This is a genomic window from Noviherbaspirillum sedimenti (assembly GCF_003590835.1).
GTDB lineage: Bacteria > Pseudomonadota > Gammaproteobacteria > Burkholderiales > Burkholderiaceae_D > Paucimonas > Paucimonas sedimenti.
This window is the reverse complement of the sequence record NZ_QYUQ01000002.1, coordinates 3719346-3742407: the sequence shown is the minus strand read 5'-3', so window position 1 is coordinate 3742407 and position 23062 is coordinate 3719346. Positions and strand designations below refer to the sequence as shown.

At 61.3% G+C, this 23062-nt stretch carries 25 protein-coding genes; 12 read left to right on the top strand and 13 right to left on the bottom strand.

Annotated elements, in window-relative coordinates; genetic code table 11:
* Together D3878_RS17375 and D3878_RS17370 are read right to left on the bottom strand one after the other, a co-directional pair.
* The gene (locus D3878_RS17375) at positions 1-1731 is read right to left on the bottom strand and encodes an EAL domain-containing protein (RefSeq protein ID WP_119786634.1); all 1731 of its coding nucleotides are present in this window, start codon (positions 1729-1731) and stop codon (positions 1-3) included.
* Positions 1728-2156: a response regulator gene (locus tag D3878_RS17370; protein ID WP_119786633.1), complete on the bottom strand. Its 429-nt coding sequence runs from the start codon at positions 2154-2156 to the stop codon at positions 1728-1730. The genes D3878_RS17375 and D3878_RS17370 overlap by 4 nt, the downstream gene beginning before the upstream one ends.
* A gap of 221 nt (positions 2157-2377) precedes the next feature.
* Here D3878_RS17370 and D3878_RS17365 point away from each other — a divergent pair, with 221 nt between their 5' ends.
* The 11 genes from D3878_RS17365 to lipA all read left to right on the top strand — a co-directional run bounded on the left by D3878_RS17365 (position 2378) and on the right by lipA (position 11351).
* Positions 2378-3508, top strand: a complete 1131-nt coding sequence (locus D3878_RS17365; RefSeq protein WP_119786632.1) for an MlaE family ABC transporter permease — start codon at positions 2378-2380, stop codon at positions 3506-3508.
* Positions 3508-4293: an ABC transporter ATP-binding protein gene (locus D3878_RS17360; protein WP_119786631.1), complete on the top strand. Its 786-nt coding sequence runs from the start codon at positions 3508-3510 to the stop codon at positions 4291-4293. The genes D3878_RS17365 and D3878_RS17360 overlap by 1 nt, the downstream gene beginning before the upstream one ends.
* Positions 4294-4314: 21 nt before the next feature.
* Positions 4315-5253 carry an MlaD family protein gene (locus D3878_RS17355; RefSeq protein WP_119786630.1) on the top strand — a complete coding sequence of 313 codons (939 nt, stop codon included), beginning with the start codon at positions 4315-4317 and terminating at the stop codon, positions 5251-5253.
* Positions 5254-5258: 5 nt separating this feature from the next.
* Positions 5259-5978 (top strand): ABC-type transport auxiliary lipoprotein family protein, encoded by a 720-nt coding sequence (locus D3878_RS17350; RefSeq protein ID WP_233556373.1) that lies wholly within the window; start codon positions 5259-5261, stop codon positions 5976-5978.
* Positions 5979-5986: 8 nt separating this feature from the next.
* Positions 5987-7111 (top strand): VanZ family protein, encoded by a 1125-nt coding sequence (locus tag D3878_RS17345; RefSeq protein WP_119786629.1) that lies wholly within the window; start codon positions 5987-5989, stop codon positions 7109-7111.
* 48 nt (positions 7112-7159) lie between these two features.
* Positions 7160-7477 (top strand): (2Fe-2S) ferredoxin domain-containing protein, encoded by a 318-nt coding sequence (locus D3878_RS17340; protein WP_119786628.1) that lies wholly within the window; start codon positions 7160-7162, stop codon positions 7475-7477.
* An 8-nt stretch (positions 7478-7485) separates the two neighbouring features.
* Positions 7486-8133, top strand: a complete 648-nt coding sequence (locus D3878_RS17335; RefSeq protein ID WP_119786627.1) for an alpha/beta hydrolase — start codon at positions 7486-7488, stop codon at positions 8131-8133.
* Between the two features lie 95 nt (positions 8134-8228).
* Positions 8229-9386 carry a D-alanyl-D-alanine carboxypeptidase family protein gene (locus D3878_RS17330; protein WP_119786626.1) on the top strand — a complete coding sequence of 386 codons (1158 nt, stop codon included), beginning with the start codon at positions 8229-8231 and terminating at the stop codon, positions 9384-9386.
* A 45-nt stretch (positions 9387-9431) separates the two neighbouring features.
* Complete coding sequence (locus D3878_RS17325) at positions 9432-9701, top strand: DUF493 family protein (RefSeq protein WP_199688195.1); 270 nt, start codon at positions 9432-9434, stop codon at positions 9699-9701.
* 50 nt (positions 9702-9751) lie between these two features.
* A complete protein-coding gene (gene lipB, locus D3878_RS17320; RefSeq protein ID WP_233556490.1) occupies positions 9752-10330 on the top strand; it encodes a lipoyl(octanoyl) transferase LipB in 579 nt (192 codons plus the stop codon).
* Positions 10331-10358: 28 nt separating this feature from the next.
* Complete coding sequence (gene lipA / locus D3878_RS17315; protein ID WP_119786623.1) at positions 10359-11351, top strand: lipoyl synthase; 993 nt, start codon at positions 10359-10361, stop codon at positions 11349-11351.
* Positions 11352-11382: 31 nt separating this feature from the next.
* On the opposite strand, the gene D3878_RS17310 is transcribed toward lipA, so the two are convergent.
* The 6 genes from D3878_RS17310 to D3878_RS17285 form a co-directional block, all read right to left on the bottom strand.
* Positions 11383-11835: a hemerythrin domain-containing protein gene (locus D3878_RS17310; protein WP_119786622.1), complete on the bottom strand. Its 453-nt coding sequence runs from the start codon at positions 11833-11835 to the stop codon at positions 11383-11385.
* A 193-nt stretch (positions 11836-12028) separates the two neighbouring features.
* Positions 12029-12958: an electron transfer flavoprotein subunit alpha/FixB family protein gene (locus D3878_RS17305; RefSeq protein ID WP_119786621.1), complete on the bottom strand. Its 930-nt coding sequence runs from the start codon at positions 12956-12958 to the stop codon at positions 12029-12031.
* Between the two features lie 26 nt (positions 12959-12984).
* On the bottom strand, positions 12985-13737 hold the full coding sequence (locus D3878_RS17300; RefSeq protein ID WP_119786620.1) for an electron transfer flavoprotein subunit beta/FixA family protein: 753 nt from the start codon (positions 13735-13737) through the stop codon (positions 12985-12987).
* A gap of 105 nt (positions 13738-13842) precedes the next feature.
* Complete coding sequence (locus tag D3878_RS17295) at positions 13843-14289, bottom strand: hemerythrin domain-containing protein (protein ID WP_119786619.1); 447 nt, start codon at positions 14287-14289, stop codon at positions 13843-13845.
* Positions 14290-14433: 144 nt separating this feature from the next.
* Positions 14434-15213: a citryl-CoA lyase gene (locus D3878_RS17290; RefSeq protein ID WP_119786618.1), complete on the bottom strand. Its 780-nt coding sequence runs from the start codon at positions 15211-15213 to the stop codon at positions 14434-14436.
* Between the two features lie 8 nt (positions 15214-15221).
* Positions 15222-16742 carry a class I adenylate-forming enzyme family protein gene (locus D3878_RS17285; RefSeq protein ID WP_119786617.1) on the bottom strand — a complete coding sequence of 507 codons (1521 nt, stop codon included), beginning with the start codon at positions 16740-16742 and terminating at the stop codon, positions 15222-15224.
* A 127-nt stretch (positions 16743-16869) separates the two neighbouring features.
* On the opposite strand from D3878_RS17285, the gene D3878_RS17280 reads away from it, so the two are divergent.
* Positions 16870-17637, top strand: a complete 768-nt coding sequence (locus D3878_RS17280) for an IclR family transcriptional regulator (RefSeq protein ID WP_119786616.1) — start codon at positions 16870-16872, stop codon at positions 17635-17637.
* Between the two features lie 69 nt (positions 17638-17706).
* Here D3878_RS17280 and D3878_RS17275 read toward each other — a convergent pair whose 3' ends face one another.
* From D3878_RS17275 to D3878_RS17255, 5 genes are all read right to left on the bottom strand, one after another.
* Complete coding sequence (locus D3878_RS17275) at positions 17707-19335, bottom strand: electron transfer flavoprotein-ubiquinone oxidoreductase (RefSeq protein WP_199688292.1); 1629 nt, start codon at positions 19333-19335, stop codon at positions 17707-17709.
* A 163-nt stretch (positions 19336-19498) separates the two neighbouring features.
* The gene (locus tag D3878_RS17270) at positions 19499-20695 is read right to left on the bottom strand and encodes an isovaleryl-CoA dehydrogenase (protein ID WP_119786614.1); all 1197 of its coding nucleotides are present in this window, start codon (positions 20693-20695) and stop codon (positions 19499-19501) included.
* A 29-nt stretch (positions 20696-20724) separates the two neighbouring features.
* Positions 20725-21693, bottom strand: coding sequence for a PDR/VanB family oxidoreductase (locus D3878_RS17265; protein WP_119786613.1), 969 nt, complete (start codon positions 21691-21693; stop codon positions 20725-20727).
* A gap of 32 nt (positions 21694-21725) precedes the next feature.
* Positions 21726-22394 carry a 4-carboxy-4-hydroxy-2-oxoadipate aldolase/oxaloacetate decarboxylase gene (locus D3878_RS17260; RefSeq protein WP_119786612.1) on the bottom strand — a complete coding sequence of 223 codons (669 nt, stop codon included), beginning with the start codon at positions 22392-22394 and terminating at the stop codon, positions 21726-21728.
* Positions 22391-23047 carry an RraA family protein gene (locus D3878_RS17255; RefSeq protein WP_420799584.1) on the bottom strand — a complete coding sequence of 219 codons (657 nt, stop codon included), beginning with the start codon at positions 23045-23047 and terminating at the stop codon, positions 22391-22393. The genes D3878_RS17260 and D3878_RS17255 overlap by 4 nt, the downstream gene beginning before the upstream one ends.
* Positions 23048-23062: the final 15 nt, after the last annotated feature.

The window sequence follows — 23062 nt, the reverse complement described above, 5'->3', positions numbered from 1 at the left end:
CTATGCTCCGCGCGGCGGCGCGTCATCGGCGTCGACCAGGACTTGCGGCCGTCCCAGCAGGAAGCCTTGCGCGTATTCGACGCCGAGTTCCTGCAGCGCCCGCATGACGTCCTCGGATTCGACGAATTCGGCGATCGTCTGCAAGCCCATCACATGGCTGATCTTGTTGATCGCCTCCACCATTGCCAGGTCGATCGGGTTGCACGCAATGTTGCGCACGAAACCGCCATCGATCTTGACGAAGTCGACCGGCAAGTGCCGGAGGTAACCGAATGACGACAGGCCGCTGCCGAAATCGTCGAGCGCGAAGCGGCAACCAAGCTGACGCAAGCGGGCAAACAGCGGCGTGGTCGCCGCGAGGTTGGCGATCGCCGCAGATTCGGTGATTTCCAGGCACACCTGGTGCGGCGGAATGGCGAATTCCGCCAGTTGCTGCTGCACGTAATCGAAGAAGGCGGCGTCATTGACCGTCGCCGCCGATATGTTGACGAACAGCAGCAGGTCGTCGCCCGCCAGTGCGCAGCGGGGCTGCCTGGCGGCGATGGCGGCAAACAGCCGGCGCACTACCCAGCGATCGACCGACGCCATCAGCTTGAAGCGCTCGGCCGCCGGAATGAAGACATTGGGCGGAATCAGCGTGCCGTCCTCGTCGATCATGCGGAGCAGAATTTCGTGGCCGGCCAGCACCGGTGCGGCGCCGGCGCCGATACGGTAGATCGGCTGCTGATACAGCGCCAGGCGGTTCGCTTCGAGCGCGGCGCCGATGCGCGAGATCCACTGCATTTCGCGACGCCGCTGCGCCAGTTCCTGATCGTCGGCCTGGTACACGTGGCAGCGGTTGCGCCCCAGCTCCTTGGCCACGTAGCAGCCGACGTCGGCTGCGCTCATGGCCTCGCCGGCGGCGGCGGTCTCGGCAGAAAGCACGGTGACGCCGATGCTGCAGCCGATCTGGAATACGGATTCTCGCCACGGGAAGCGGAAATCGCGGATCAACTCCTGCAGACTGGCGATGATCCGCATGCCCTCGTCCAGCGGGCAGTTCGACAGCAGCAGGCCGAACTCGTCGCCGCCCAGGCGTGCCAGCGTGTCGCTGGCACGGATGTGATGGCTAAGATTGGCGCCCAGCTGGCGCAGCAGTTCGTCGCCGGCGACATGGCCGCAGGTATCGTTGACCAGCTTGAACTGATCGAGGTCGAGGTAGCACAGCACGTGCTGCGAGCAGTCGCGTTGCGCCGCGCACACCGCCATCTCCAGGACGCGCTCGAATTCGCGCCGGTTCAACAGCCCGGTCAGCGGGTCGTGATAGGCGTGAAAACGCAGCTCCTGCTCGGCGCGGCGCTTGGCGATGCGCACCCGCACCTCGTCGAGTTCGCGGGCGATCACCGGCGCCAGCCGCGCCAGGTTATCCTTCAACAGGTAATCGTGGGCGCCGGCGCGCATCGCCGCCACCGCCGAAACGTCGTCGATGTGGCCGGAAACGATGATGAAGGGAATGTCGAGCGCAGCCTGCTTGTAGATCTCCAGGGCGTCATGCGCCGTAAAACCAGGCATTGCGTAATCGGAAATGATCAGATCCCAGTGCGACGTCGCCAGTGCCGCGGCCAGATCCGTACGATTGTCCACGCGCTGATAGTCCGGGACATAGCCTTCCTTGCGCAGCAGGCGCAACAGCAATTGCGCATCGTCGTCGGCATCCTCCACCAGCAGCACGCGCAGCAAGGCATGATTCATGTGTGCCCTCGCGGAGTCGGCAAGGCATTGTGTGCAATCCAATAACGGTGCAGGTCGCGCAGCAGTTGTACGAACAGATCGAAATCGACCGGCTTGCGCAGATAACTGTTGGCGCCGGCGGCATAGGCGGCGGCGATATCGCCCGGGTCGTCCGACGACGACAGAACCACCACCGGCAAGACCGCGGCACGACGCAATTCGCTCAATTCGTGCAATACCATCAAGCCATCCTTGCCCGGCATTTGCCAGTCGAGCAGCACCAGCGCCGGCCAGGCTTCCCCGCCATCCTGGCGCAGCAGGCTGCAAGCCGCTGCGCCGCCGTCGGCAATGCGCAAGCCCTCTTCCAGTCCGGCCTTGGCGAACGCCCGCCGGGCCAGCAGGATTTCATCCGGGTTGTCTTCGATCAGCAAAACCGTTTTATCCATGTCCCCACTATTTCCTTATCGAAAGGAAAATTGCCATTCTTTATTAAATTTATTGCATAAAGTTACCACAACCCCTTATGAACGCAAAAAACAATTAATGTTTTTTTGGCAATATTTCAGTAATCTTGCGATAAAACCACTGTCACTGCCCTCTGCCGCGTAAGACGCCATGCAATCTTTCCCAGGATGACGCTTTTGACATTCTCCCTTACACTCAAGGCATGCCCGACTTCGACAAACCGGAACTAAGCCTGGATCAACATGTGCCAGCGCGCTTTTGCGCTCGTGGCGCATGGCAGGTGCATGGGTTGGCGCAGCCCGGCACTTTGGCGGCACTGCAAGCGGCATTGCAAGCTGCGCCGGCCGGGGGCGCCAAGCTGCTGTGGGATTTGTCCGGCATGACTGCGCTTGACCATATCGGCGCACAATGGCTGTGGAATGCCTGGGAGCGACGGCGCCCCCCTGGTTTGACGGTCTCGCCGCTGCATGACGCTTATTTTGACAGGCTGGAGCAGGCTGGCGCGCTGGCCTTGCCTTCGCCGCAGCAAAGGTCCTGGTGGTCGCCGGCGGCGCTGCTGTCGGTGTGGCGGGAGTTGCTCGGGCACGCGCTTGGCTTGCTGGCCTTGTTTGGACAGTTGATGCTCGATATCGGGACCCTCCTGCGGCGGCCGCAGCGGGCGCCCTGGAAGGAAATTTCCGCCAATATCTACCACGCCGGCTACCAGGCGCTCGGCATCACCGCCCTGGTCGGCTTCCTCATCGGCGTGGTTTTATCCTACCTGTCGGCGCAACAGTTGCGCACTTTCGGCGGCGATATTTACCTGGTTAACATCCTCGGCATGAGCGTGATACGCGAACTGGGACCGCTGCTGGCAGCGATCCTGGTGGCGGGTCGCTCCGGCTCGTCGATCACCGCCCAGCTGGGTGTCATGCGCGTCACCGAAGAGCTGGATGCGATGCTGGTGATGGGCTTGCCGCACGGCTTTCGCCTGATCCTGCCGAAGGTCATCGCGCTGTCGCTGGCCATGCCGCTATTGGTGATCTGGACCGATGCCATGGCGCTGATCGGCGGCATGGCGGCCGCCCAGCTGGAACTGAACCTGGCGCCGGCCTATTTCGTGCAGCGCCTGCCGGATGCGGTGCCGCTGGCCAATTACTGGATCGGCCTGGGCAAAGGCTGGGTATTCGGCATCCTGATTGCGCTGGTCGCCTGCCATTTCGGCTTGCGCATCAAACCCAATACCGAAAGCCTGGGCCAGGGCACCACGATTTCGGTGGTGACGGCAATCACCATCGTGATCGTGGCAGATGCCGTGTTCGCCATCGTCTTCAGCGGCGTGGGGTACAGTTGATGCAGGCGCCGCTGATCCGGGTGCGCAAGCTGTGGACGCAGTTCGGCAACCACGTCGTGCACCAGGACCTGAACCTGGAAGTGCACACCGGCGAAATCCTCTCGCTGGTGGGCGGCTCCGGCACCGGCAAGACCACGCTGGTGCGGCAGATGCTGGGGTTGAACCGGCCTGCGCGCGGCAGCGTCGAAGTATATGGTGAAAATATCCAGAGCGGCGATGCGGCGCATCTGCAACGCTTGCGCCAGCGCTGGGGCATGCTGTTCCAGCAGGGCGCGCTGTTTTCGGCGCTGTCCGCCTTCGACAATGTCGCTCTGCCGATGCGCGAATTGCGCACGCTGCCGGAGACACTGATCCGCGATGCCGCCCTGTTCAAGCTGCACCTGGTCGGCATCACGCCCGCCGAAGCGACGAAAATGCCGGCTGACTTGTCCGGCGGCATGGTCAAGCGCGTGTCGCTGGCGCGCGCGCTGGCGCTGGAGCCGGAGTTACTGTTCCTGGACGAACCGACCGCCGGGCTCGATCCCGCCATGGCGGACAGTTTTGTCGAACTGATCCGCACGTTGCACCAGTCGATGCGACTGACGGTGGTGATGATCACACACGATCTCGACACGCTGTATGCGCTTTCGACCCGCATCGCGGTGCTGGCCGACAAGCATGTGATCGCCGACGGCACGCGCGAACAGGTGATGGCGGTCAAGCATCCATTCATTCAGGAGTATTTCTGGGGCGAACGCAGCCTGCGTGCACTGGAACAAGTGCAAAGCAAGGCGACGCACCCATAACGGAGAACAAGAGGCACGCAAATGGAAAACAAGGCACATGCATTGCTGGCGGGGTTGTTCACGGTCGCGCTTCTGGCGGCGGCGGTGGCGATTGCCATGTGGCTGGGACGCGACGAGCAGGAAATGGTCCCCTACGAAATCGCCACCAAGCTGTCGGTTCCCGGTCTGAACCCGCAGGCGGCGGTGCGCTACCGCGGCCTGGAAGTGGGCAAGGTGGACAGTATCGACTTCGACCCCAATGTGCCCGGCCAGATCCTGGTGCGCCTGCGCGTGCAGGCCGATACGCCCGTCACGCAATCGACCTATGGCACGCTGGGTTACCAGGGTGTGACCGGTATCGCCTATGTGCAGCTGGATGACGACGGCAGCAAGCCGGTGCGGGTGCGCAGTTCGGAAAAGCAGGTGGCGCGCATCGAAATGCGCGCCAGCCTGTTCGATACCCTGCAAAGCAAGGGCATGGAAATCCTGAAGCAAACCGAGGAACTGACCCGCCGCGTCAATGGCATGCTGACGCCGGCAAACGAAAAGATGATCCTGTCGTCGTTTCAATCCATCGGCGAAGCCGCCAAGGAAATCGAAACCATCCCGCGCCAGTTGCAGCCGACCCTTGCCAGGCTGCCGGCACTGGCCGACCAGACCAGCCAGACCCTGGCATCGATCAATGCGCTGTCGCGCGACGTCAGCGCATTGAGCAAAAACCTGGATACCCTGACCAGCGGCCTGCAAGGCCCGGACGGCACCGTATCCAGGCTATCCAATACCATCGACCAGGTCGGCGCCGTCGCCAACCGGCTCGAGACGGAAGCGCTGCCGCTGGCACACGACGCCCGTTCGACGCTGCGCGCCCTGAACCGCACCATCGACACGTTCCGCGAACAGCCGCAAAGTATCCTGTTCGGCGCCAGCGGACGCGCGCCGGGGCCGGGCGAAGCCGGCTTTGCGGCGCCGGGGAACAATTGACGACCATGACCATTCCGAATGCCATGAAAAAACATTTCGCCATCCGCCGCGCATCCCTGCGAATCATGCTACCGCTGCTGTGCGGCGCGCTGCTGCTTGCCGGCTGCACCGTGCAAAGCGGCCGCCTGTCGTCGGCCAGCCTGTACGACCTTGGCCCCCTGCCGGCTGTCACTACTGCCCCTGCCGCTGTTACCACTGCTACCGCTGCTACCACTGCTGCGGCCACCACCGCAGGCGCGACGCCAGCCGCGCAGCCGTCGATCGCCATCAGCGTCGCCGAAGTCACGCCGTCGGCCTGGCTCGACAGTCCGCTGATGTTCTACCGCCTGCTGTATGCCGACGCCCAGCAGCCGCGCGCCTACGCGCAACAGCGCTGGATCATGCAACCCACCGAGCTGTTCGGCCAGCGCCTGAAAGCGCGCATCGTGCAGGCCGGCGGCGTGGCGGCGTCCGCTGTCGATGGCCCCAGCAACCTGTCGCTGCTGAAGATCGAGGCCGATGATTTTACCCATGTGTTCGATTCGCCCGAGCACAGCTACGGCAGCATCGCGCTGCGCGCCTCGCTCTACAACGGCCGCGCCCTGGTCGCGCAGAAGAGCTTCGCGGTGCGTGCGCCGGCGCGCAGCAACGATGCCGCCGGGGCGGCGCGTGCGCTGGCCGCCGCCAGCGACACCGTGATCGCCGACATGCTGGCCTGGCTGGCCCGCCAGCCGCTGAAACGTTGAGGCAGCCGATGTCTGTTACAAGAGAGCAGCCGCCCGCGGCCTCGACCTTCGCGCGGGTCGGCCTGCTGATGTACCTCCTGCTGATCGTGTACGCCAGCCTGTTCCCGTTTACCGGCTGGCGCGACAACGGCATTGCAGCGCAAGCCTTCCTGTACGGTCCTCTACCGCATTACTGGACCGTGTTCGATGCGCTGACCAATGTGGTGGGTTATGTGCCCTTCGGCATCCTGGTCGCCTTCGCCGCCTATCCGCATGTGCGCGGCGCCGGCGCCATCGTGCTTGCGCTGGTGGCCGGTACCCTGCTGTCGGGCTCGATGGAGGCGGCGCAGACCTTCCTGCCCACGCGGGTGCCTTCCAACCTTGACCTCTACACCAATGTCACCGGCAGCCTGGCCGGCGGCGTCGCCGGCGTGCTGCTGACGCCGACGTTTCTCGAGCAAAGCCGTTTCCTGAGCCTGCGCCGGCACTGGTTCTTCGATGACGCCGGACGCGGCCTGATCATCGCCGGTCTGTGGCCGCTGGCGCAACTCTACCCGCTGGCTTACCTGTTCGGCCACGGCCAGCTCGCAACGATCCTGTCGGATTGGCTATCCGAATGGCTGGAGGAACCCTTCGACCTGGCCGCGCTGCTGCGCGGCGGCCTCGAGCTGACAATTGAACAAAACTGGCTGGCGGAGACGGTCATCACCGCCTGCGGCATGACTGGCGCCGTGCTGCTGCTGCTGGTCACCCTGAAGCCGGTGGCGCCGCGCGCGCCGCTGGCGCTGTTGCTGGTAGCGGCCACGCTCGCCGCCAAGTCGCTGGCCAACGCCCTGCTGTTCAACCCTGCCAATGCCTTCAGCTGGCTAACCCCGGGCGCCCAGGGCGGGCTATTGTTTGCCGGCGTCATGCTGTTCGGCCTGTCGTTCGCACCGCCAGTGGCGCAACGGCGCATCGCCGTGCTGATGCTCGCGCTGGGCCTGTTCGTCGTCAATCTCATGCCGAGCAACCCGTATTTCGTCGCCACCCTGCAAAGCTGGGTGCAGGGAAAATTCCTCAACTTTAACGGCGCCGCGCAATTCCTCTCACTCATGTGGCCCTTCTTTGCGCTCTGGTTCCTGCTGCATCCCACCCACCGCATGAAACGAAAATGAGGGCGGTGTATCATGTCGGGCTCACGCCAGCCAGGAGTAGTCAGCGCCATGAGCGACAAACCGTATTACCAGCACCACGTATTCTTTTGCCTGAATCATCGCGAGGAAGGCCGCCCATGCTGCTTTGACAAGGGCGCGCAGCAAGCGCAGGAACACGCCAAGCGCCGCATCAAGGAACTCGGCCTCAGCGGCGAGGGTCAGGTGCGCATCAACAAGGCCGGTTGCCTGGACCGCTGCGAGGAAGGACCGGTGCTGGTGGTCTACCCCGAAGGCACCTGGTACACCTATGTCGACACGCACGACATCGATGAAATCATTGACGAACATCTGGTCGGCGGCAAGGTCGTCGAGCGCCTGAAGGTATGAGTTCCCGTATGAGTTCCCCTGGACGCTCCCGCCTGCAGCCCTTTACCCTGGCTGGCGGCGCCGGCGCGCTCGAATGCGTGCTGGAGCTGCCCGATCCCGAGCGCTACGCTGCGCCGCGCGGCATTGCCCTGGTAGCGCATCCGCACCCGCTGTTCGGCGGCACCATGGACAACAAGGTGACCACCACGCTGGCGCGCACCTTCGCCGGCATCGGCTACGTCGCCGCGCGCATGAACTTCCGCGGCGTCGGCGCCTCCGCCGGCGAGCATGACGCCGGCGGAGGTGAAACCGACGATATGGAATTGTTGTTTAACCATATGCAGGCGCAGTATCCTGGCCTGCCGGTGGCGCTGGCCGGTTTTTCCTTCGGCACCCTGGTGCAGGCGCAGTTGCAGGAACGCCTGGCCGCGCAAGGCCGGCCGGCCGAACGGCTGGTCCTGACCGGTACCGCCGCCGGCAAGTGGCCGGTGCCGCCGGTGCCGGCCAACACCATCGTCATCCATGGTGAAACAGACGATACCATTCCATTAATAAATGTGCTCGACTGGGCCCGGCCGCAAGACTTGCCGGTGATCGTGATTCCCGGCTGCGATCATTTTTTCAACAGAAAATTGCAACATATCAAGAATTTCGTGGTCGAAATGTGGCATCGCTAGCGGCGTGCGCGCCGGGTGTCATTTTCGCCTAAGCAAGCGGGGCTATAATTCGGGATTCCCCGCTGTTTCATTCCTTTCGTCTGATCGTTCTATCCATGAAAAAATTATTTGCGGCCTGCGCCGCCAGCCTGCTATTTGCAGCTTCCGCAGCTTCCTCCGCCTTTGCCCAAAGCCTGCCGGCGCCGACCCTGGCCGCCAAATCCTGGCTGCTGCTGGACGCCACCAGCCAGCAAGTGGTCGCCGCACAGGATCCGGACTTGCGCATCGAGCCGGCCTCGCTGACCAAGATCATGACTGCCTATCTGGCGTTCGCCGCGATCCGCGACAAGCGGCTCGACCTGAACCAGAGCGTGAATGTCTCGGTGCGCGCCTGGAAAGTCGATCCCAGCAGCTCGAAAATGTTCATCGACCCGGCCACGCCAGTGAAGATCAACGACCTGCTGTATGGCCTGATCGTCCAGTCCGGCAATGACGCCGCGGTCGCCTTGGCCGAAGCGGTGGCCGGCACCGAAGAGACCTTCGCCGCCCTGATGAACCAGGAAGCCCAGAAGATGGGCATGAAATCGACCCGCTTCGCCAACGCCCACGGCTTGCCCAGCCCGAACAACTATTCGACCGCGCGCGACCTGTCGATCCTGGCAACGCGCCTGATCAACGACTTCCCCGAGTTTTACAAGATTTACTCGACCAAGAGCTACACCTACAACAAGATCACCCAGCCCAACCGCAACCGCTTGCTCTGGCTGGATCCTTCCGTCGATGGCATGAAGACCGGCCATACCGAAGCCGCCGGCTATTGCCTGATTTCCTCGGCAAAGCGCCCCGGCGTCGGCGGCGACCGTCGCCTCGTTTCGGTGATGATTGGCACCACCTCCGACCAGATGCGCGCCCAGGAGAGCCAGAAGCTGCTGAACTGGGGCTTCCAGAACTTCGACACCGTCAAGCTGTACGCCAAGGGCCAGGCGGTGGATACACCGCAAGTCTGGAAAGGTTCGAAGAACCAGCTGAAGATCGGCTTCAACCACGACGTCTATGTGACGTTACCGAAGGGCGCCGCCGCCAAGATGAAGCCGGTACTGGAGCGCAAAGACCCGCTGGTGGCGCCAATCGACCAGAACAGCCGCGTCGGCACCATGAAGATGATGGTCGATGGCAAAGCGGTGGCCGAATTGCCGGTGCTGGCGCTGGAACAGGTCAGCCAGGCCGGCATGTTCGGCCGCGCCTGGGATTCCATGCGCCTGTGGCTGAAGTAAGAACGGCGTAAAATGGCGCGGTATGAACGAAAGTATGGAAACGCCATGCCGCAACCGACCGACAGCCTGATCGAGTACCCGAGCGACTTCCCCATCAAGATCATGGGCGCAATGCAGGATGCCTTTGCCCAGATCATGGTGGAAGTCGTCACCCTTCACGACCCGAGTTTCCATGCAGGCAAGATGGAAATGCGCCCCTCCGCCAAGGGCAATTACCTTGCGCTGACCGTGACCGTGCGCGCCACCAGCCGTGAACAACTCGACAACCTGTACCGCGCGCTTTCTTCGCACCCGATGGTCAAGGTGGTGTTGTAGTGCTGGTGCGTCACCTCGGGCGGGCCGACTACGAGCCGACCTTCGCTGCCATGCGCGCCTTCACCGCTGCGCGCGAAGCCGCCACCCCTGACGAACTGTGGGTTGTCGAGCACCCGCCAGTGTTCACCCTGGGCCTGGCGGCCGATACCGCACATGTGCTGGATGCGCACGGCATTCCGGTCATCCAGACCGACCGCGGCGGCGAAGTGACTTACCACGGTCCCGGCCAGGTGGTGCTCTACCTGATGCTCGACCTGAAGCGCAACCGCGAAGATCGCATGTACGCGCGCGAACTGGTGCATACTATTGAACAAGCGGTCATCGACACCCTGTCCGCATATAATCTGGCGGGAGAACGCAAGGCCGGCGCCCCTGGCATCTATATCGCCGCCGGCCCCTGGCAGGGCGCGAAGATCGCCGCGCTGGGCTTGAAAGTGCGCGCCAGCGGCTGCACCTATCACGGCGTTTCGCTGAACGTGGAAATGGATCTGGCGCCGTTTTCCTGGATTAACCCGTGCGGCTATGCCGGTTTGCAAACCGTCGATATGAAAACCCTGGGCGTGACTGTGCCACTCGAAGAAGCGCAGTCAGTGCTCACTAATAATTTACTGGAACGATTGAAAGGATAACCACGCCATCGGCAGCGCGGTTGACATCATGGACACGAATCCCAACGACAAGCTGGAGCAGGCTGCTCCTGCCTACAATCCGAACGACAAGCAAAAAGGCGCTGGCAAGACTTCGCGCATTCCGATCAAGATCGTGCCGGCAGAACGCCTGCCCAAGCCGGACTGGATCCGCGTCAAGGCAGGGTCGCCGACCACGCGCTTCTATGAAATCAAGGATATCCTGCGCGCCAACAAGCTGGTGACGGTGTGCGAGGAAGCCTCCTGCCCGAACATCGGCGAATGCTTCGGCAAGGGCACCGCCACCTTCATGATCATGGGCGACAAATGCACCCGCCGCTGCCCCTTCTGCGACGTCGGCCATGGCCGCCCGGATCCGCTCGACACGAATGAGCCGGAAAACCTGGCCAAGACCATCTCGGCCCTGAAACTCAACTACGTGGTGATCACCTCGGTGGACCGCGACGACCTGCGCGACGGTGGCGCCGGCCACTTTGCCGAATGCATCCGCCGCGTGCGCGAACTCTCGCCCGATACCCGCATCGAGATCCTGACGCCGGATTTTCGCGGTCGCATGGACCGCGCCCTGGAAATCCTCAAGGCGGCGCCACCGGATGTCATGAACCATAACCTGGAAACCGTGCCGCGCCTGTACAAGGAAGCGCGCCCGGGTTCGGATTACGAATACTCGCTGAACCTCCTGAAGCGCTTCAAGGCACTGCATCCGGAAACCCCGACCAAGTCCGGCATCATGGTGGGCCTGGGCGAGACCGACGAGGAAATCCTGCAGGTCATGCGCGACTTGCGCGCCCACGATGTGGACATGCTGACCATTGGCCAGTACCTGATGCCCTCGGGCGACCACTTGCCGGTGCGCCGCTACGTGCATCCGGATACCTTCAAGATGTTCGAGGAAGAAGCCTACAAGATGGGCTTCGTGCACGCTGCCGTGGGGGCGATGGTGCGCAGTTCGTATCATGCCGACCAGCAGGCGCATGGCGCCGGGGTGCAGATGGAACAATGACAAACGCCGGCTTCGAGCCGGCGTTTTTTTATCAGTCTCCAGTATTCATACTGTCTTTGCGGCGAAAAACCAGCGGCACGCCATTCATTTTTCTTTTGACCATCCATTGCGCAAGGGCAGAATCGAGATAATCCGCATGTCCTGGAAACCAGTCCGCCAGCGCCTGGGCCAGACTGCGGGCCACCGCCGGATCGCCGCCGGACTTCAGCAGCTCGCAAACTTCGATTACTGACTTCATGACCGCAGCATGCTCATCGTTATGGCAATCGGTGCTGGGGAAATCCGTTTCGGTCATCCACTTCAGTTCTTGCGCAAAGTGCGCTTCGGCATGTGCGGCGAATGCCTCCAGATGCCCGAGAATTTCCTCGTCTGGACAAACCAGCATGGCACCGACAATCTCGACGAATTCTTCATGCGTCTCGTCCATTGGACCATAGCCAAGCTTGAATCCATCATTCCACTTAAACTCCACCGGCGCATTCATCTTGCAAATCCTCTAATCAAAATAACAACGCGATTACGACCATGCCGGGACGTCATGCACAACGACCTCCCACTTCGTCAGATTATACAAAGATATACCCCGATGGTTACGGCATATCGTTCTGCGCTGACCAGTTTGTTTGCAAATGCGTGGCGGTGAGAAAACGTTCGCTTATTTATGAACGGCTTAGCAATTAGCCAACCGCCTTGACCAGTTGCGGCACGATTTCGAACAGGTCGCCAACAATGCCGTAATCGGCCACTGCAAAGATCGGCGCTTCCGCATCCTTGTTGATCGCCACGATCACCTTCGAATCCTTCATGCCGGCCAGATGCTGGATCGCCCCGGAAATACCCACCGCGATGTACAGCTGCGGCGCGACGATCTTGCCGGTCTGGCCCACTTGCCAGTCATTGGGCACATAACCCGCATCCACCGCTGCGCGCGATGCGCCCATGGCGGCATTCAACTTGTCGGCCAGGGGCTCGAGGATCTTGAAGCTTTCGCCGGATCCCATGCCGCGCCCGCCCGAGACGATCACCTTGGCAGCGGTCAGCTCGGGGCGGTCGGACTTGGCCACTTCGCGCGAGACGAAGGCCGACTTGCCGAAGTCGGCGACGGCCGGAATGGTCTCGACGGCGGCATTACCAGTGCTTGCTGCCGCATCGAAGCCGGTGGTGCGCACGGTGATCACCTTGATCGGATCAATGGATTGCACGGTGGCAATCGCATTGCCGGCATAGATGGGGCGCTCGAAGGTGTCGGGGGCATCGACCCTGGTGATTTCGGAGATCTGGCCCACATCCAGCCTGGCGGCCACGCGCGGGGCGATGTTCTTGCCATAGGCAGTCGCCGGGGCGAGGATATGCGAGTAGTCCTTCGCCAGCGCCAGCACCTGCGCCGCGACATTCTCGGCCAGGCCATCGGCAAAGTATGCCGCATCGGCGACCAATACCTTGGCGACGCCAGCGAGTTGGGCGGCCGCGGCAGCGGCAGCGCCGCAATTGTGGCCGGCGATGAGGACGTGGACGTCGCCGCCGCACTGAAGGGCGGCAGTGACGGTGTGGGCGGTGCTGCCCTTGAGGGTAGCGTTATCGTGTTCGGCAATGACCAATGCAGTCATGATGGATTCCTTAAGTATCTTGAATATTATTGAATGACTTTGGCTTCGTTCTTCAGCTTGGCCACGAGGGTCGCCACATCCGGCACGATGATGCCGGCGGACCGCTTGGCCGGCTCGACTACTTTCAGAGTCTTCAACCTTGGCGCCACATCGACGCCCAGATCTGCCGGCTTGACGATATCGAGCGGCTTTTTCTTGGATTTCATGATGTTGGGCAGGATCACGTAGCGCGGCTCGTTCAGGCGCAGGTCGGTAGTGACGATGGCCGGCAGCGAAAGCGACACAGTTTCCAGGCCGCCATCGACTTCGCGGGTCACCAGTGCCTTGTCGCCGTCGATGACGACCTTGGAAGCAAAGGTGGCTTGTCCCCAGCCCAGCAGGGCGGCCAGCATCTGGCCGGTCTGATTATTGTCGTCATCGATGGCTTGCTTGCCGAGGATGATCAGTTGCGGGGCTTCCTTGTCGGCCAGGGCTTTCAAGAGCTTGGCCACCGCCAGCGGCTGCAATTCGGCATCGGTTTCCACCAGGATGGCGCGGTCGGCGCCGATGGCCATGGCGGTGCGCAGGGTTTCCTGGCATTGCGTCACGCCGCAGGAAACCGCGACGACTTCGGTCGCCTTGCCGGCTTCCTTGAGGCGCATGGCTTCCTCGACGGCGATTTCATCGAAGGGATTCATGCTCATCTTGACGTTGGCGAGTTCGACGCCCGAGCCATCGGACTTGACCCGCACCTTGACGTTGTAGTCGACCACGCGCTTGACTGGTACTAAAACTTTCATCTACCGCTCCTTTGAACAAATACGCCGGACCAGCCGCAACATGGCCCGACAAATAAATACTGAAGGCAAAAAGCTGCACTGCAGCCGTCACCGAACCAGGCCACTTCAGGAACCAATGCTGTCTTTGCGGCGAAATACCAGCGGCACGCCATTCGTTTTTCTCTTGACCAGCCATTGCGCAAGGGCGGAATCGAGATAATCCGCGTGCCCCGGGAACCAGTCCGCCAACGCTTGCGCCAGGCTCCTGGCCACCGCCGGATCGCCACCCGACCTCAACAGATCGCGCACTTCGTTGACTGACTTCAGTACCGCAGCATGCTCATCGTCATGACAACCGGTGCTGGGAAAATCTGTTTCCGTCATCCACTTCAGTTCTTGCGCAAAGTGCGCTTCGGCATGTGCGGCAAAGGCATCCAGATGCCCGATGATTTCCTCTTCAGGGCAAACCAGCAGGGCACCGACAATCTCGACGAACTCTTCATGCGTCTCGTCCATGGGGCCATAGCCAAGCTTGAACCCATCATTCCATTCAAAAACCACCGGCGCATTCATCCTGCAATCTCCCAGATTTCCTTATTTCCAAACAAAAAACAGTCACACTCAAAACAAGCTGCCTGTTCAAAACAGGCCGGCCAATGATGCCATATCGAAACCTATGCGATATATCGATCCATCGAGCCAATCAGAGCGAATGGGCTAGGAATGCACAGCATTGCGTGGGTCCTGGCGCAATACCAGGTCCCAGAGTGCCTGCCCTGTCGGCGATGACTGCTCTTCCAGCACATGACCGATCAGACCGGCGCACCGGCTGATCAGCGTGAGCCCGCGGGCCAAGGTGGGCGGCAGTTGCATGTCTGCCACCATGGCACCAACAGCCCCGGCAGCATTGATCGGCAGGCGACGCTTGCCCAGGATACCGCTGACGGCCTCGAGCTGCTCCATGGCGCGCCAGTGCACACCATAATAACCATTCCTTTGCGACACCTCGCGCAAGGCAGGGATGCGCGGGTCGCCGTTGACATGAATATTGTGGCCGAGGCCATAAATGGTCTGTCGCGCCACCCGCCGATCCTTGTAGAACGCTGTGGCGATGTCCAGGAATTGCTCGTCGCCGGCGTTTTCCGGCAGACTCTTGACCAGGTCGCGCAGCATCAAGGTCGCGTTTTCCATCGCACCGAGGAACACACTACCGGCACCAAGCAAGCCTGCCGCAACGGCTGCCTGCATGGCTTCCGGGGCGCCGAGATACGTCAGGCGTGCAGCCAGTGCGCTGGGTGTCAGGCCGTGGTCCATGACCGTCACCATGATGGCATTGATCATGTCGCGCTCGTTGCCCTCGCATTTGCGGCCGAGCACGACGAGCATCATCATGTCGATGAAGTCGACCTTGCCGATCAGGTCATTGGCCAGGTCATGTCCGCGCACGTAAATGCGCTCCGTGGTGCAGTAGCCGATTTCAGTCTTAATGGGATTCATGATTCACCTTACTTGTGCTGGACAGCAGGACCGAACGTGCTCTTCAATTTAAGCTTGTCGACCTTGCCAACCGGGTTGCGCGGAATTTCTTCCATGAAGTGTACGTGCTTGGGCGCCTTGACCGAACCCATCTGCTCTTTGGCATACTGAATCAGTTCATCTTCAGTCAGGCTCATGCCAGCCTTGACATGAATGGCAGCGCGCACTGCCTCGCCCCACTTGTCGTCATCAGTGCCGAACACAGCCACCTCCTGGACGGCCGGATGCTTGCCCAGGACGTCCTCGACGTCAACCGGATAGACGTTGAAGCCGCCGGTAATGATCACTTCGCGGCTACGGCCGCGCAGGTACAGGTAGCCGCGCTCGTCGACATAGCCCAGGTCGCCGGTATGCAGCCAGCCATCGACGATGGTCTCGGCAGTCTTGTCCGGCTGGTCGAGATAGCCATGCATGATCATCTGGCCGCGCACGCAGATTTCCCCGGCCTCGCCGGCCGGCAGAATCTTGTTGTCCGGCCCCATGATGACAAAGTCGCTCAGGAGCGAGGCGCGGCCGACGGAATTGACATTGCGCGGATCCAGCAGTTCCTTGCCGCTCAGGAAGGTGACGATTTGCGGCGCCTCGGTCTGGCCATAAGTCACTTCGATCACCGGGCCGAAGAAACGCTGCGCTGCGCGGATTTTTTCCACCGGCATCGGGGCGCCGCCATAAATCAGGTGACGCAGCTTGGGGAACGACACCGGCTTGCCTTCACCGGCCGCCATCACCATGTAAAACAGGGTCGGCGGCATGAAAACATTGGTGATGCCCTTGTTCATCAGTGCATCCAGCACGGTCTCGGCATTGATCTCGTCGAGGATGACGTGGCAACCGCCCTTGGCCAGGACCGGCAACAGGTAGGTGCCGGCGCCATGGGTGACCGGGGCCGCCAGCAGGTTGCGGTCTGCGTCCGTAAAGCCATAAGCATCGATCAGGTTGATCACCGCAGAGCGCCAGGTGCGGTAGGTCTGCATCACGCCCTTCGGCACACCGGTTGAACCGCCGGTGAACTTGATGGCCTGCAGGGTCTCTTCCGTCATTTCAACGCGTACCGGCACCTTACCGGCGTACTTGTCCTGCAACTGCGCATAAGTCGTCGTGACATTGCCAAACGGCTTGTCCAGCGCGATCTGGTGCGGCACCGATGACATCTCGAGCTGGCTGCCATATTTGGCAACCGTCAGCACGACCTTGGTCCTGGTGAATTCGATGATGCGTGCCAGCTCGACCACGGAGTTGCGCGGATTGAGCGGAATCCATACCTTGCCGGCGGCGAGCACGGCCAGCTGGGCGACGACGTGTTCAATCGTGTTGCCCGAGCAAATGCCCACGCGCGTACCCGGCTGCGGATCCATGTCCTGCAGCGCCGCCGCAAGCGCATTGACGCGCTGGGCAAGCTGCTCATAGGTGACATTTTCACCAGACGATTCAATGGCGATGTTGTCCTTGAAGTAGCGGCTGGCGCGGAAGAAGAAATCGATCGGATACATGTGCGGGGACTTTCAAAAAGGTTTGAATAAAATCTCATGATGCGAACCATATGGACTATCATATGCATCAAAATTCAGGAACAAAACAATTAAAGTCCACATTACGGAATTACAGGAGAATTTTCCGGTGAAAGAAAGCGACAGCGTACAAAGCGTCAGCAGGGCGCTCGATCTATTGCGGCTGGTGGCGGCGGCAGGCAATGCCGGCGCGCGCCTGCTGGATCTGGTGACGGAAAGCCAGCTGAGCAAACCAACGGCACATCGCTTGCTCAAACAACTGGTGGCCAGCGGCATGCTTATGCAAGGCAATGGCCGGGCCTATCATCTGGGGCCAGGTGCTTTCGAGCTCGGCATTGCTGCCTCAAGAAGTTTCCCGCTGCGGGATATTGCAGCACCGGTGCTTGAAAAACTGGCGCAGGAAACCGGCGACTCAGTCTTCCTGGCAATCCGCAGCGGCCCGGATTCCCTGTGCATCGATCGCAAACTCGGATCGTATCCGGTCAAGGTGCTGACAGTGGAACCAGGTCACCGGCAACCGCTGGGCGTAGGTGCCGGTGGCTTGGCGATGCTCAGCTTTCTGGACGAAGCAGACCGGGAAACGGTGCTGGCAGCGATTGAACCGCGCCTGGAAAAATTCTCCGGCCTGACACCGCAGCGCATGCGGCTATCCATCGAAGAAACCCGCCAGCGTGGCTGGTCCCAGGTGGCGGACTTCGTCATCCCGGACGTGACCAGTGTCGGCATTCCGCTGCTGGATAAGCGCAATCAAGCCTTTGCCGCGATTAGCGTCGGCGCAGTCTCGTTGCGGATGAACAAGGCAAAAATTGCCCACGCGGTCGCCTTGCTGAAGGAACAGGCAAAATTACTCGAAGCCCTGCTGCTCAAGACTAGCTAGGCAAAGGTGGTCAAGAATAGGACGCGCCCGTCGAGATCTGGAAAAAGCCGCTAGCGCGGCTTTATTTTTTTACATATTGGAATAATTCGGCCCGCCGCCCCCTTCTGGCGTGATCCAGACGATGTTCTGGACCGGATCCTTGATGTCGCAGGTCTTGCAGTGCACGCAGTTCTGCGCATTGATCTGCAGGCGGTCTTCGCCATTGTCCTTCTTCACGAACTCATACACCCCGGCCGGGCAATAGCGGGCTTCCGGCCCCGCATAGGTCGCCAGGTTCACGCCCACCGGCACCGCATCGTTCCTGAGCGTCAGGTGGACCGGCTGGTCTTCGGCATGGTTGGTGTTGGAAATGAAGACCGACGACAGGCGATCAAACGTCAGCTTGCCATCCGGCTTGGGATAGGCGATCGGGTGGCATTCTGATGCCGGTTTCAGGCATTCATGGTCGGCATGTTGATGATGCAAGGTCCACGGCGCCTTGCCGCCGAACACGACCTGGTCGATGCCCACCAGCAGCGTGCCGGTGACCAGGCCCTTGCCCATGGCCGGCTTGAAGTTGCGCGCCTTGTGCAATTCGGCATGCAGCCAGGAGCGCTCGAAGGCTTGTGGATACGCACTCAATTCGTCATGCTGGCGCTGCTCGCCCAGCGCTTCAAAGGCGGCGTCGGCCGCCAGCATGCCGGTCTTCATGGCGGCGTGGCTGCCCTTGATGCGGCTGGCATTCAGGAAACCGGCGTCGCAGCCGATTAGCGCCCCGCCCGGGAAGACCAGTTTGGGCAGCGATTGCAGGCCGCCGGCGGTGATCGCCCGGGCGCCATAGGACAGGCGCTTGCCGCCTTCGAAGAAGGTGCGGATGGCCGGATGGGTCTTGTAGCGCTGGAATTCCTCGAAGGGCGACAGGTAGGGGTTGTCATAGGCGAGGCCCACCACGTAGCCGACCGCGACCTGGTTGTTTTCCAGGTGGTACAGAAACGACCCGCCATAGGTGGCATTGTCCAGCGGCCAGCCGGCAGTATGGATTACCAGGCCAGGCTGGTGGTGCTTGGGGTCGATTTCCCACAATTCCTTGATGCCGATGCCATAGGTTTGCGGGTCCTTGCCCTGGTTCAGGCCATACCTGGCCATCAATTGCTTGCCGAGGTGGCCGCGTGCGCCTTCGGCAAACAGGGTGTATTTGGCGTGCAATTCCATGCCCAGCTGAAAAGCCGCCGTGGGCTTGCCTTCACGGTCCACGCCCATGTTGCCGGTGGCAACGCCCTTGACGGAACTGTCGTCGTTGTAAAGGAGCTCGGCCGCCGGAAAGCCCGGGAAGATTTCCACGCCCAGTGCCTCGGCTTGCTGGCCCAGCCAGCGCACCACATTGGCCAGGGAAATGACGTAATTGCCATGGTTTTGGAAGCAGGCGGGCAAGAGCCAGTTGGGTGTCTTGAAGGCTTTGGTTTGGCCGAGGAAGAGGAAGCGGTCTTCGGTGACGGGGGTGTTCAGCGGCGCGCCCAGTTCTTTCCAGTTGGGAAAAAGCTCGGCCATGGCGATGGGGTCCATGACGGCGCCGGAGAGGATATGGGCGCCGAGTTCGCCGCCTTTTTCCAGGACGCACACCGAGACGTCCTTGCCCTTTTCCGCAGCAAGCTGTTTGAGGCGGATGGCCGCCGCCAGGCCGGCAGGTCCTCCGCCGACCACCACCACATCGTATTCCATCGCTTCACGCGGACCGTACTGCTCCAGGATGTTTTGGGAATTCATCAAGCCAGCCTAGTTTTGTAAGTATGTATCGTCGCAGGTCGCGACACAAAAAAATGCCCGTGTCCCGAGGAACACGAGCTAAAACCACATTGGCAGTGGTGGAGAAATCGGAATACGCTTACTTGGTTTCGCCGAACAATTCGCGGCCGATCAGCATGCGGCGGATTTCGCTGGTGCCGGCACCAATCTCATACAGCTTGGCGTCGCGCCACAGGCGGCCGGCCGGGTATTCATTGATGTAGCCATTGCCGCCGAGTGCCTGGATCGTCTCGCCCGCCATCCAGGTCGCCTTCTCGGCAGCGTACAGAATGGCGCCGGCAGCATCCTTGCGCAGCGCGCGCACGGCTTCCGGCGTCTTGGCGCGGTCGCAGGCCTGGCCCACCGCATAGACGTACGCCTTGCAGGCCATCATGGTCGAATACATGTCGGCGATCTTGCCTTGCATGAGCTGAAATTCGCCGATGGACTGGCCGAACTGCTTGCGGTCGTGAATGTAGGGAATCACCACATCCATACATGCCTGCATGATGCCCAGAGGTCCGCCCGACAGCACGGCACGCTCGGAATCCAGCCCCGACATCAGCACATTGACGCCCTTGCCCAGGCCGCCGATGATGTTTTCTTCCGGGACTTCGCAATCCTGGAATACCAGCTCGCCCGTGTGCGAGCCGCGCATGCCCAGCTTGTCGAGCTTTTGCGCGATCGAGAACCCCTTGAACCCCTTTTCAATCAGGAAAGCAGTGATGCCGCGCGGGCCTGCCTCCAGATCGGTTTTTGCGTAAACCACCAGGACATCGGCATCCGGGCCATTGGTGATCCACATCTTGTTGCCGTTCAAGACATAACGGTCGCCTTTTTTATCGGCCCGCAGCTTCATGCTGACCACGTCCGAACCGGCATTCGGTTCCGACATCGCCAGCGCACCGATATGGTCGCCCGAAATCAGTTTCGGCAGGTACTTCAGCTTTTGTGCATGGCTGCCGTTGCGGCGGATCTGGTTCACGCACAGGTTCGAATGGGCGCCGTATGACAGGCCTACCGAGGCCGAGGCGCGCGAAATTTCTTCGAGGGCGACGATATGGGCAAGGTAACCCATGGCGCTGCCGCCATACTCTTCTTCCACCGTGATACCAAGCACACCGAGGTCGCCGAATTTCTTCCACAGGTCCATCGGGAACTGGTCGCTGCGGTCGATTTCCGCCGCACGGGGGGCGATCTCCGCTTGCGCGAATTGCTGCACTGCCTCACGAAGTGCAGCGATGTCTTCGCCATGATCGAAGGTCAGGCCGGGCAAATCTATGAAGGGAGTCGACATGGTAATTTCGTATCCAGGATGGCTATCATTCAAAGGTCAAGCACGAGGCGATCGGACTTACAACCGGAACAGCAAATCATCATCGTTTTGTTGGCGGCCTTCTCGCTCGAACTCAGGATGGCGTCGCGGTGATCAGGAATGCCGCTGATGACCTTGGTTTCACAGGCGCCGCAGACACCTTCTTCGCACGAGTATTCAACATTGACGCCAATATCAAGCAGTGCCTTGAGGATGGTCTGGCCGCTCTTGACCTGGACTTCGCGCCCCGTCTTTTTTAACTCCACGACGAATCCGCCCTCGGCCGCGACCGACACCTCGTTGGCGAAGGCTTCGTAGTGCACTCGCTCCGTCTGCAGGCCGGCAGTAGCAGTCTTGTATGCGCCCAGCATGCCGCTCGGTCCACAGCAGTACACATGCGCATCCTGCGGCAATTCGGCAACCAGCCTGTTCAGGTCCAGCATCGTGCCGCCCGGCTCCTGGTCGAAGTTGAGCACAACTTCGCCCTGTCCCACCTCCGCCAGCGCCTTGATTTCGTCGACGAAGGCTGCACGCGAACGGGTGCGTACACAGTAGTGCACGCGCCATTTCTTGCCAAGGCTGTTCAGGCGCACCATCATCGGGAGAAACGGCGTAATGCCGATACCACCGGCGATAAAGACAGACAGTCCGGCGCTTTCGTTCAATTCGAAGTTATTGCGTGGCGCGCCGATCTGCAGGATCGTCCCGGTTCGCAAGGTGTCATGCATGTAGGTCGAACCGCCGCGGCTTTTCGGGTCCTTTTGCACGGTCAGCCGGTACGAACCCGCATCGACATTGCCGTTGGACAGCGAATAGCTGCGCGTAAGTTTGTCCGTCAGATGCACCTCGACATGCGAGCCAGGCTCGAACGGCGGCAATGCTGCTGGCTCCACTGGTGCCAGGACAAACGACAGGACATCCTCGGCCTCGAAGCGAGTCGCCACCAGGCGAACTTTCATTTGAGAGGTAGAAGTAGTCATCAACTCTTTCTCCAAAAAATAATTTTTATATTTTAATACCAGCCGTAAATACTCAAGGATGACTCGCCCTGCTCCAGACGCGCCATGATCCCGCGTTCGTCGTCGGCGCGCTTTTGCGCTCCCTCGACGGTGCGTTGCGCTGCTTCGCGTGGAATCACTACCACACCGTCGCCATCACCCACTACCAGGTCGCCGGCATGCACGGTGACGTCGCCGAACAGCGTCGGGTGGTTGATGAAGCCAGGCGCGGCAAAATCCTTGCCGGTGCCGCGGATGCACAGGCCGCGGGCAAACACCGGAAAGCCGACTTCGGCCAGCAGGGCGCCGTCGCGCACGCAGCCGTCGATTACCAGGCCACCCAGCTTGCGTGCCTTGGCGGCGGTCGACATGACTTCGCCCCAGTAGCCATGCTCGTAGACGCCATTGACATGCACCACCAGCACATCGCCCGGCTGGGCCATGTAGATGGCGCGATGCAGCCAGAGGTTGTCGCCGCCCGGGGCATGCACGGTGACCGCCGGGCCGGCGATGCGAAAGCCCGGAGAAACCGGCTTGATAGCTGAAGGCAACGCGCCGATCTTGCCGGCGGCCTCGTGCAGCGTGGCGGTATCGAATGCCTGGGCTGCGGCAATCACTTCGGTGGAAACACGCTCGGCCAGCTCGCGCTTGGCGGCGGCATTCATGGTCAGTTCGGCGCTCATCGTTTTGTCTGCAACTGGTGATATTGATTGACCTTGCGGGCTTCATCGAGGCGGCTGCCATTGCGCACTGCCTCGCGGATGCGATTTTCTGCCGTTTCGATTTCCTCGGCAACTGACAAGACCTGCTCTTCGTGCTCGCGCGGGATCGCCACCACGCCATCGGCGTCGCCGCGCAGGATATCGCCGGGCGCCACACGGACGTTGCCAATATTGACCGGCACGTTGACCGCTTCGACCTGCACGCGGTCCTTGCCGGTGCGCATCCAGTGGCCGCGGCTGTAGACCGGATAGCCAAGCTTGCGGCACATCGCCACGTCGCGGCAGATGCCGTCGATGACGGTGCCGGCGATGCCCTTCTTGTGCGCCAGTTCAGTCATGATGTCGCCCCAGACGGTGGCGTCTTCGCGGCCGCCGTTGTCCAGCACCACCACGCCGCCTGCCGGGACGTCGTCGATGAAGTCGCCAACCGTGCCGGCAGGCTTGGCTGCCGGGCCGTACAGTACGGTAAAGGCGCGGCCGGCCATCCTGAAGCCGTTGTCGCGCGGCGCCAGCTTGTAGCACTGGCCGTTGATGCCGAGACGGTCCATTGCATCGCTCAGCGACGCGGTGTCGAGATGCGCCGCACGCGCGACGTTTGCATCGTTTGTATTCAGTTCACTCACATCTCA

Excerpts from the sequence above, each read along its gene's own strand:
- D3878_RS17375 (WP_119786634.1), bottom strand. The coding sequence starts at position 1,731 with ATGAATCATGCCTTGCTGCGCGTGCTGCTGGTGGAGGATGCCGACGAC.
- D3878_RS17370 (WP_119786633.1), bottom strand. The coding sequence starts at position 2,156 with ATGGATAAAACGGTTTTGCTGATCGAAGACAACCCGGATGAAATCCTG.
- D3878_RS17365 (WP_119786632.1), top strand. The coding sequence starts at position 2,378 with ATGCCCGACTTCGACAAACCGGAACTAAGCCTGGATCAACATGTGCCA.
- D3878_RS17360 (WP_119786631.1), top strand. The coding sequence starts at position 3,508 with ATGCAGGCGCCGCTGATCCGGGTGCGCAAGCTGTGGACGCAGTTCGGC.
- D3878_RS17355 (WP_119786630.1), top strand. The coding sequence starts at position 4,315 with ATGGAAAACAAGGCACATGCATTGCTGGCGGGGTTGTTCACGGTCGCG.
- D3878_RS17350 (WP_233556373.1), top strand. The coding sequence starts at position 5,259 with ATGACCATTCCGAATGCCATGAAAAAACATTTCGCCATCCGCCGCGCA.
- D3878_RS17345 (WP_119786629.1), top strand. The coding sequence starts at position 5,987 with ATGTCTGTTACAAGAGAGCAGCCGCCCGCGGCCTCGACCTTCGCGCGG.
- D3878_RS17340 (WP_119786628.1), top strand. The coding sequence starts at position 7,160 with ATGAGCGACAAACCGTATTACCAGCACCACGTATTCTTTTGCCTGAAT.
- D3878_RS17335 (WP_119786627.1), top strand. The coding sequence starts at position 7,486 with ATGAGTTCCCCTGGACGCTCCCGCCTGCAGCCCTTTACCCTGGCTGGC.
- D3878_RS17330 (WP_119786626.1), top strand. The coding sequence starts at position 8,229 with ATGAAAAAATTATTTGCGGCCTGCGCCGCCAGCCTGCTATTTGCAGCT.
- D3878_RS17325 (WP_199688195.1), top strand. The coding sequence starts at position 9,432 with ATGCCGCAACCGACCGACAGCCTGATCGAGTACCCGAGCGACTTCCCC.
- lipB (WP_233556490.1), top strand. The coding sequence starts at position 9,752 with ATGCGCGCCTTCACCGCTGCGCGCGAAGCCGCCACCCCTGACGAACTG.
- lipA (WP_119786623.1), top strand. The coding sequence starts at position 10,359 with ATGGACACGAATCCCAACGACAAGCTGGAGCAGGCTGCTCCTGCCTAC.
- D3878_RS17310 (WP_119786622.1), bottom strand. The coding sequence starts at position 11,835 with ATGAATGCGCCGGTGGAGTTTAAGTGGAATGATGGATTCAAGCTTGGC.
- D3878_RS17305 (WP_119786621.1), bottom strand. The coding sequence starts at position 12,958 with ATGACTGCATTGGTCATTGCCGAACACGATAACGCTACCCTCAAGGGC.
- D3878_RS17300 (WP_119786620.1), bottom strand. The coding sequence starts at position 13,737 with ATGAAAGTTTTAGTACCAGTCAAGCGCGTGGTCGACTACAACGTCAAG.
- D3878_RS17295 (WP_119786619.1), bottom strand. The coding sequence starts at position 14,289 with ATGAATGCGCCGGTGGTTTTTGAATGGAATGATGGGTTCAAGCTTGGC.
- D3878_RS17290 (WP_119786618.1), bottom strand. The coding sequence starts at position 15,213 with ATGAATCCCATTAAGACTGAAATCGGCTACTGCACCACGGAGCGCATT.
- D3878_RS17285 (WP_119786617.1), bottom strand. The coding sequence starts at position 16,742 with ATGTATCCGATCGATTTCTTCTTCCGCGCCAGCCGCTACTTCAAGGAC.
- D3878_RS17275 (WP_199688292.1), bottom strand. The coding sequence starts at position 19,335 with ATGGAATACGATGTGGTGGTGGTCGGCGGAGGACCTGCCGGCCTGGCG.
- D3878_RS17270 (WP_119786614.1), bottom strand. The coding sequence starts at position 20,695 with ATGTCGACTCCCTTCATAGATTTGCCCGGCCTGACCTTCGATCATGGC.
- D3878_RS17265 (WP_119786613.1), bottom strand. The coding sequence starts at position 21,693 with ATGACTACTTCTACCTCTCAAATGAAAGTTCGCCTGGTGGCGACTCGC.
- D3878_RS17260 (WP_119786612.1), bottom strand. The coding sequence starts at position 22,394 with ATGAGCGCCGAACTGACCATGAATGCCGCCGCCAAGCGCGAGCTGGCC.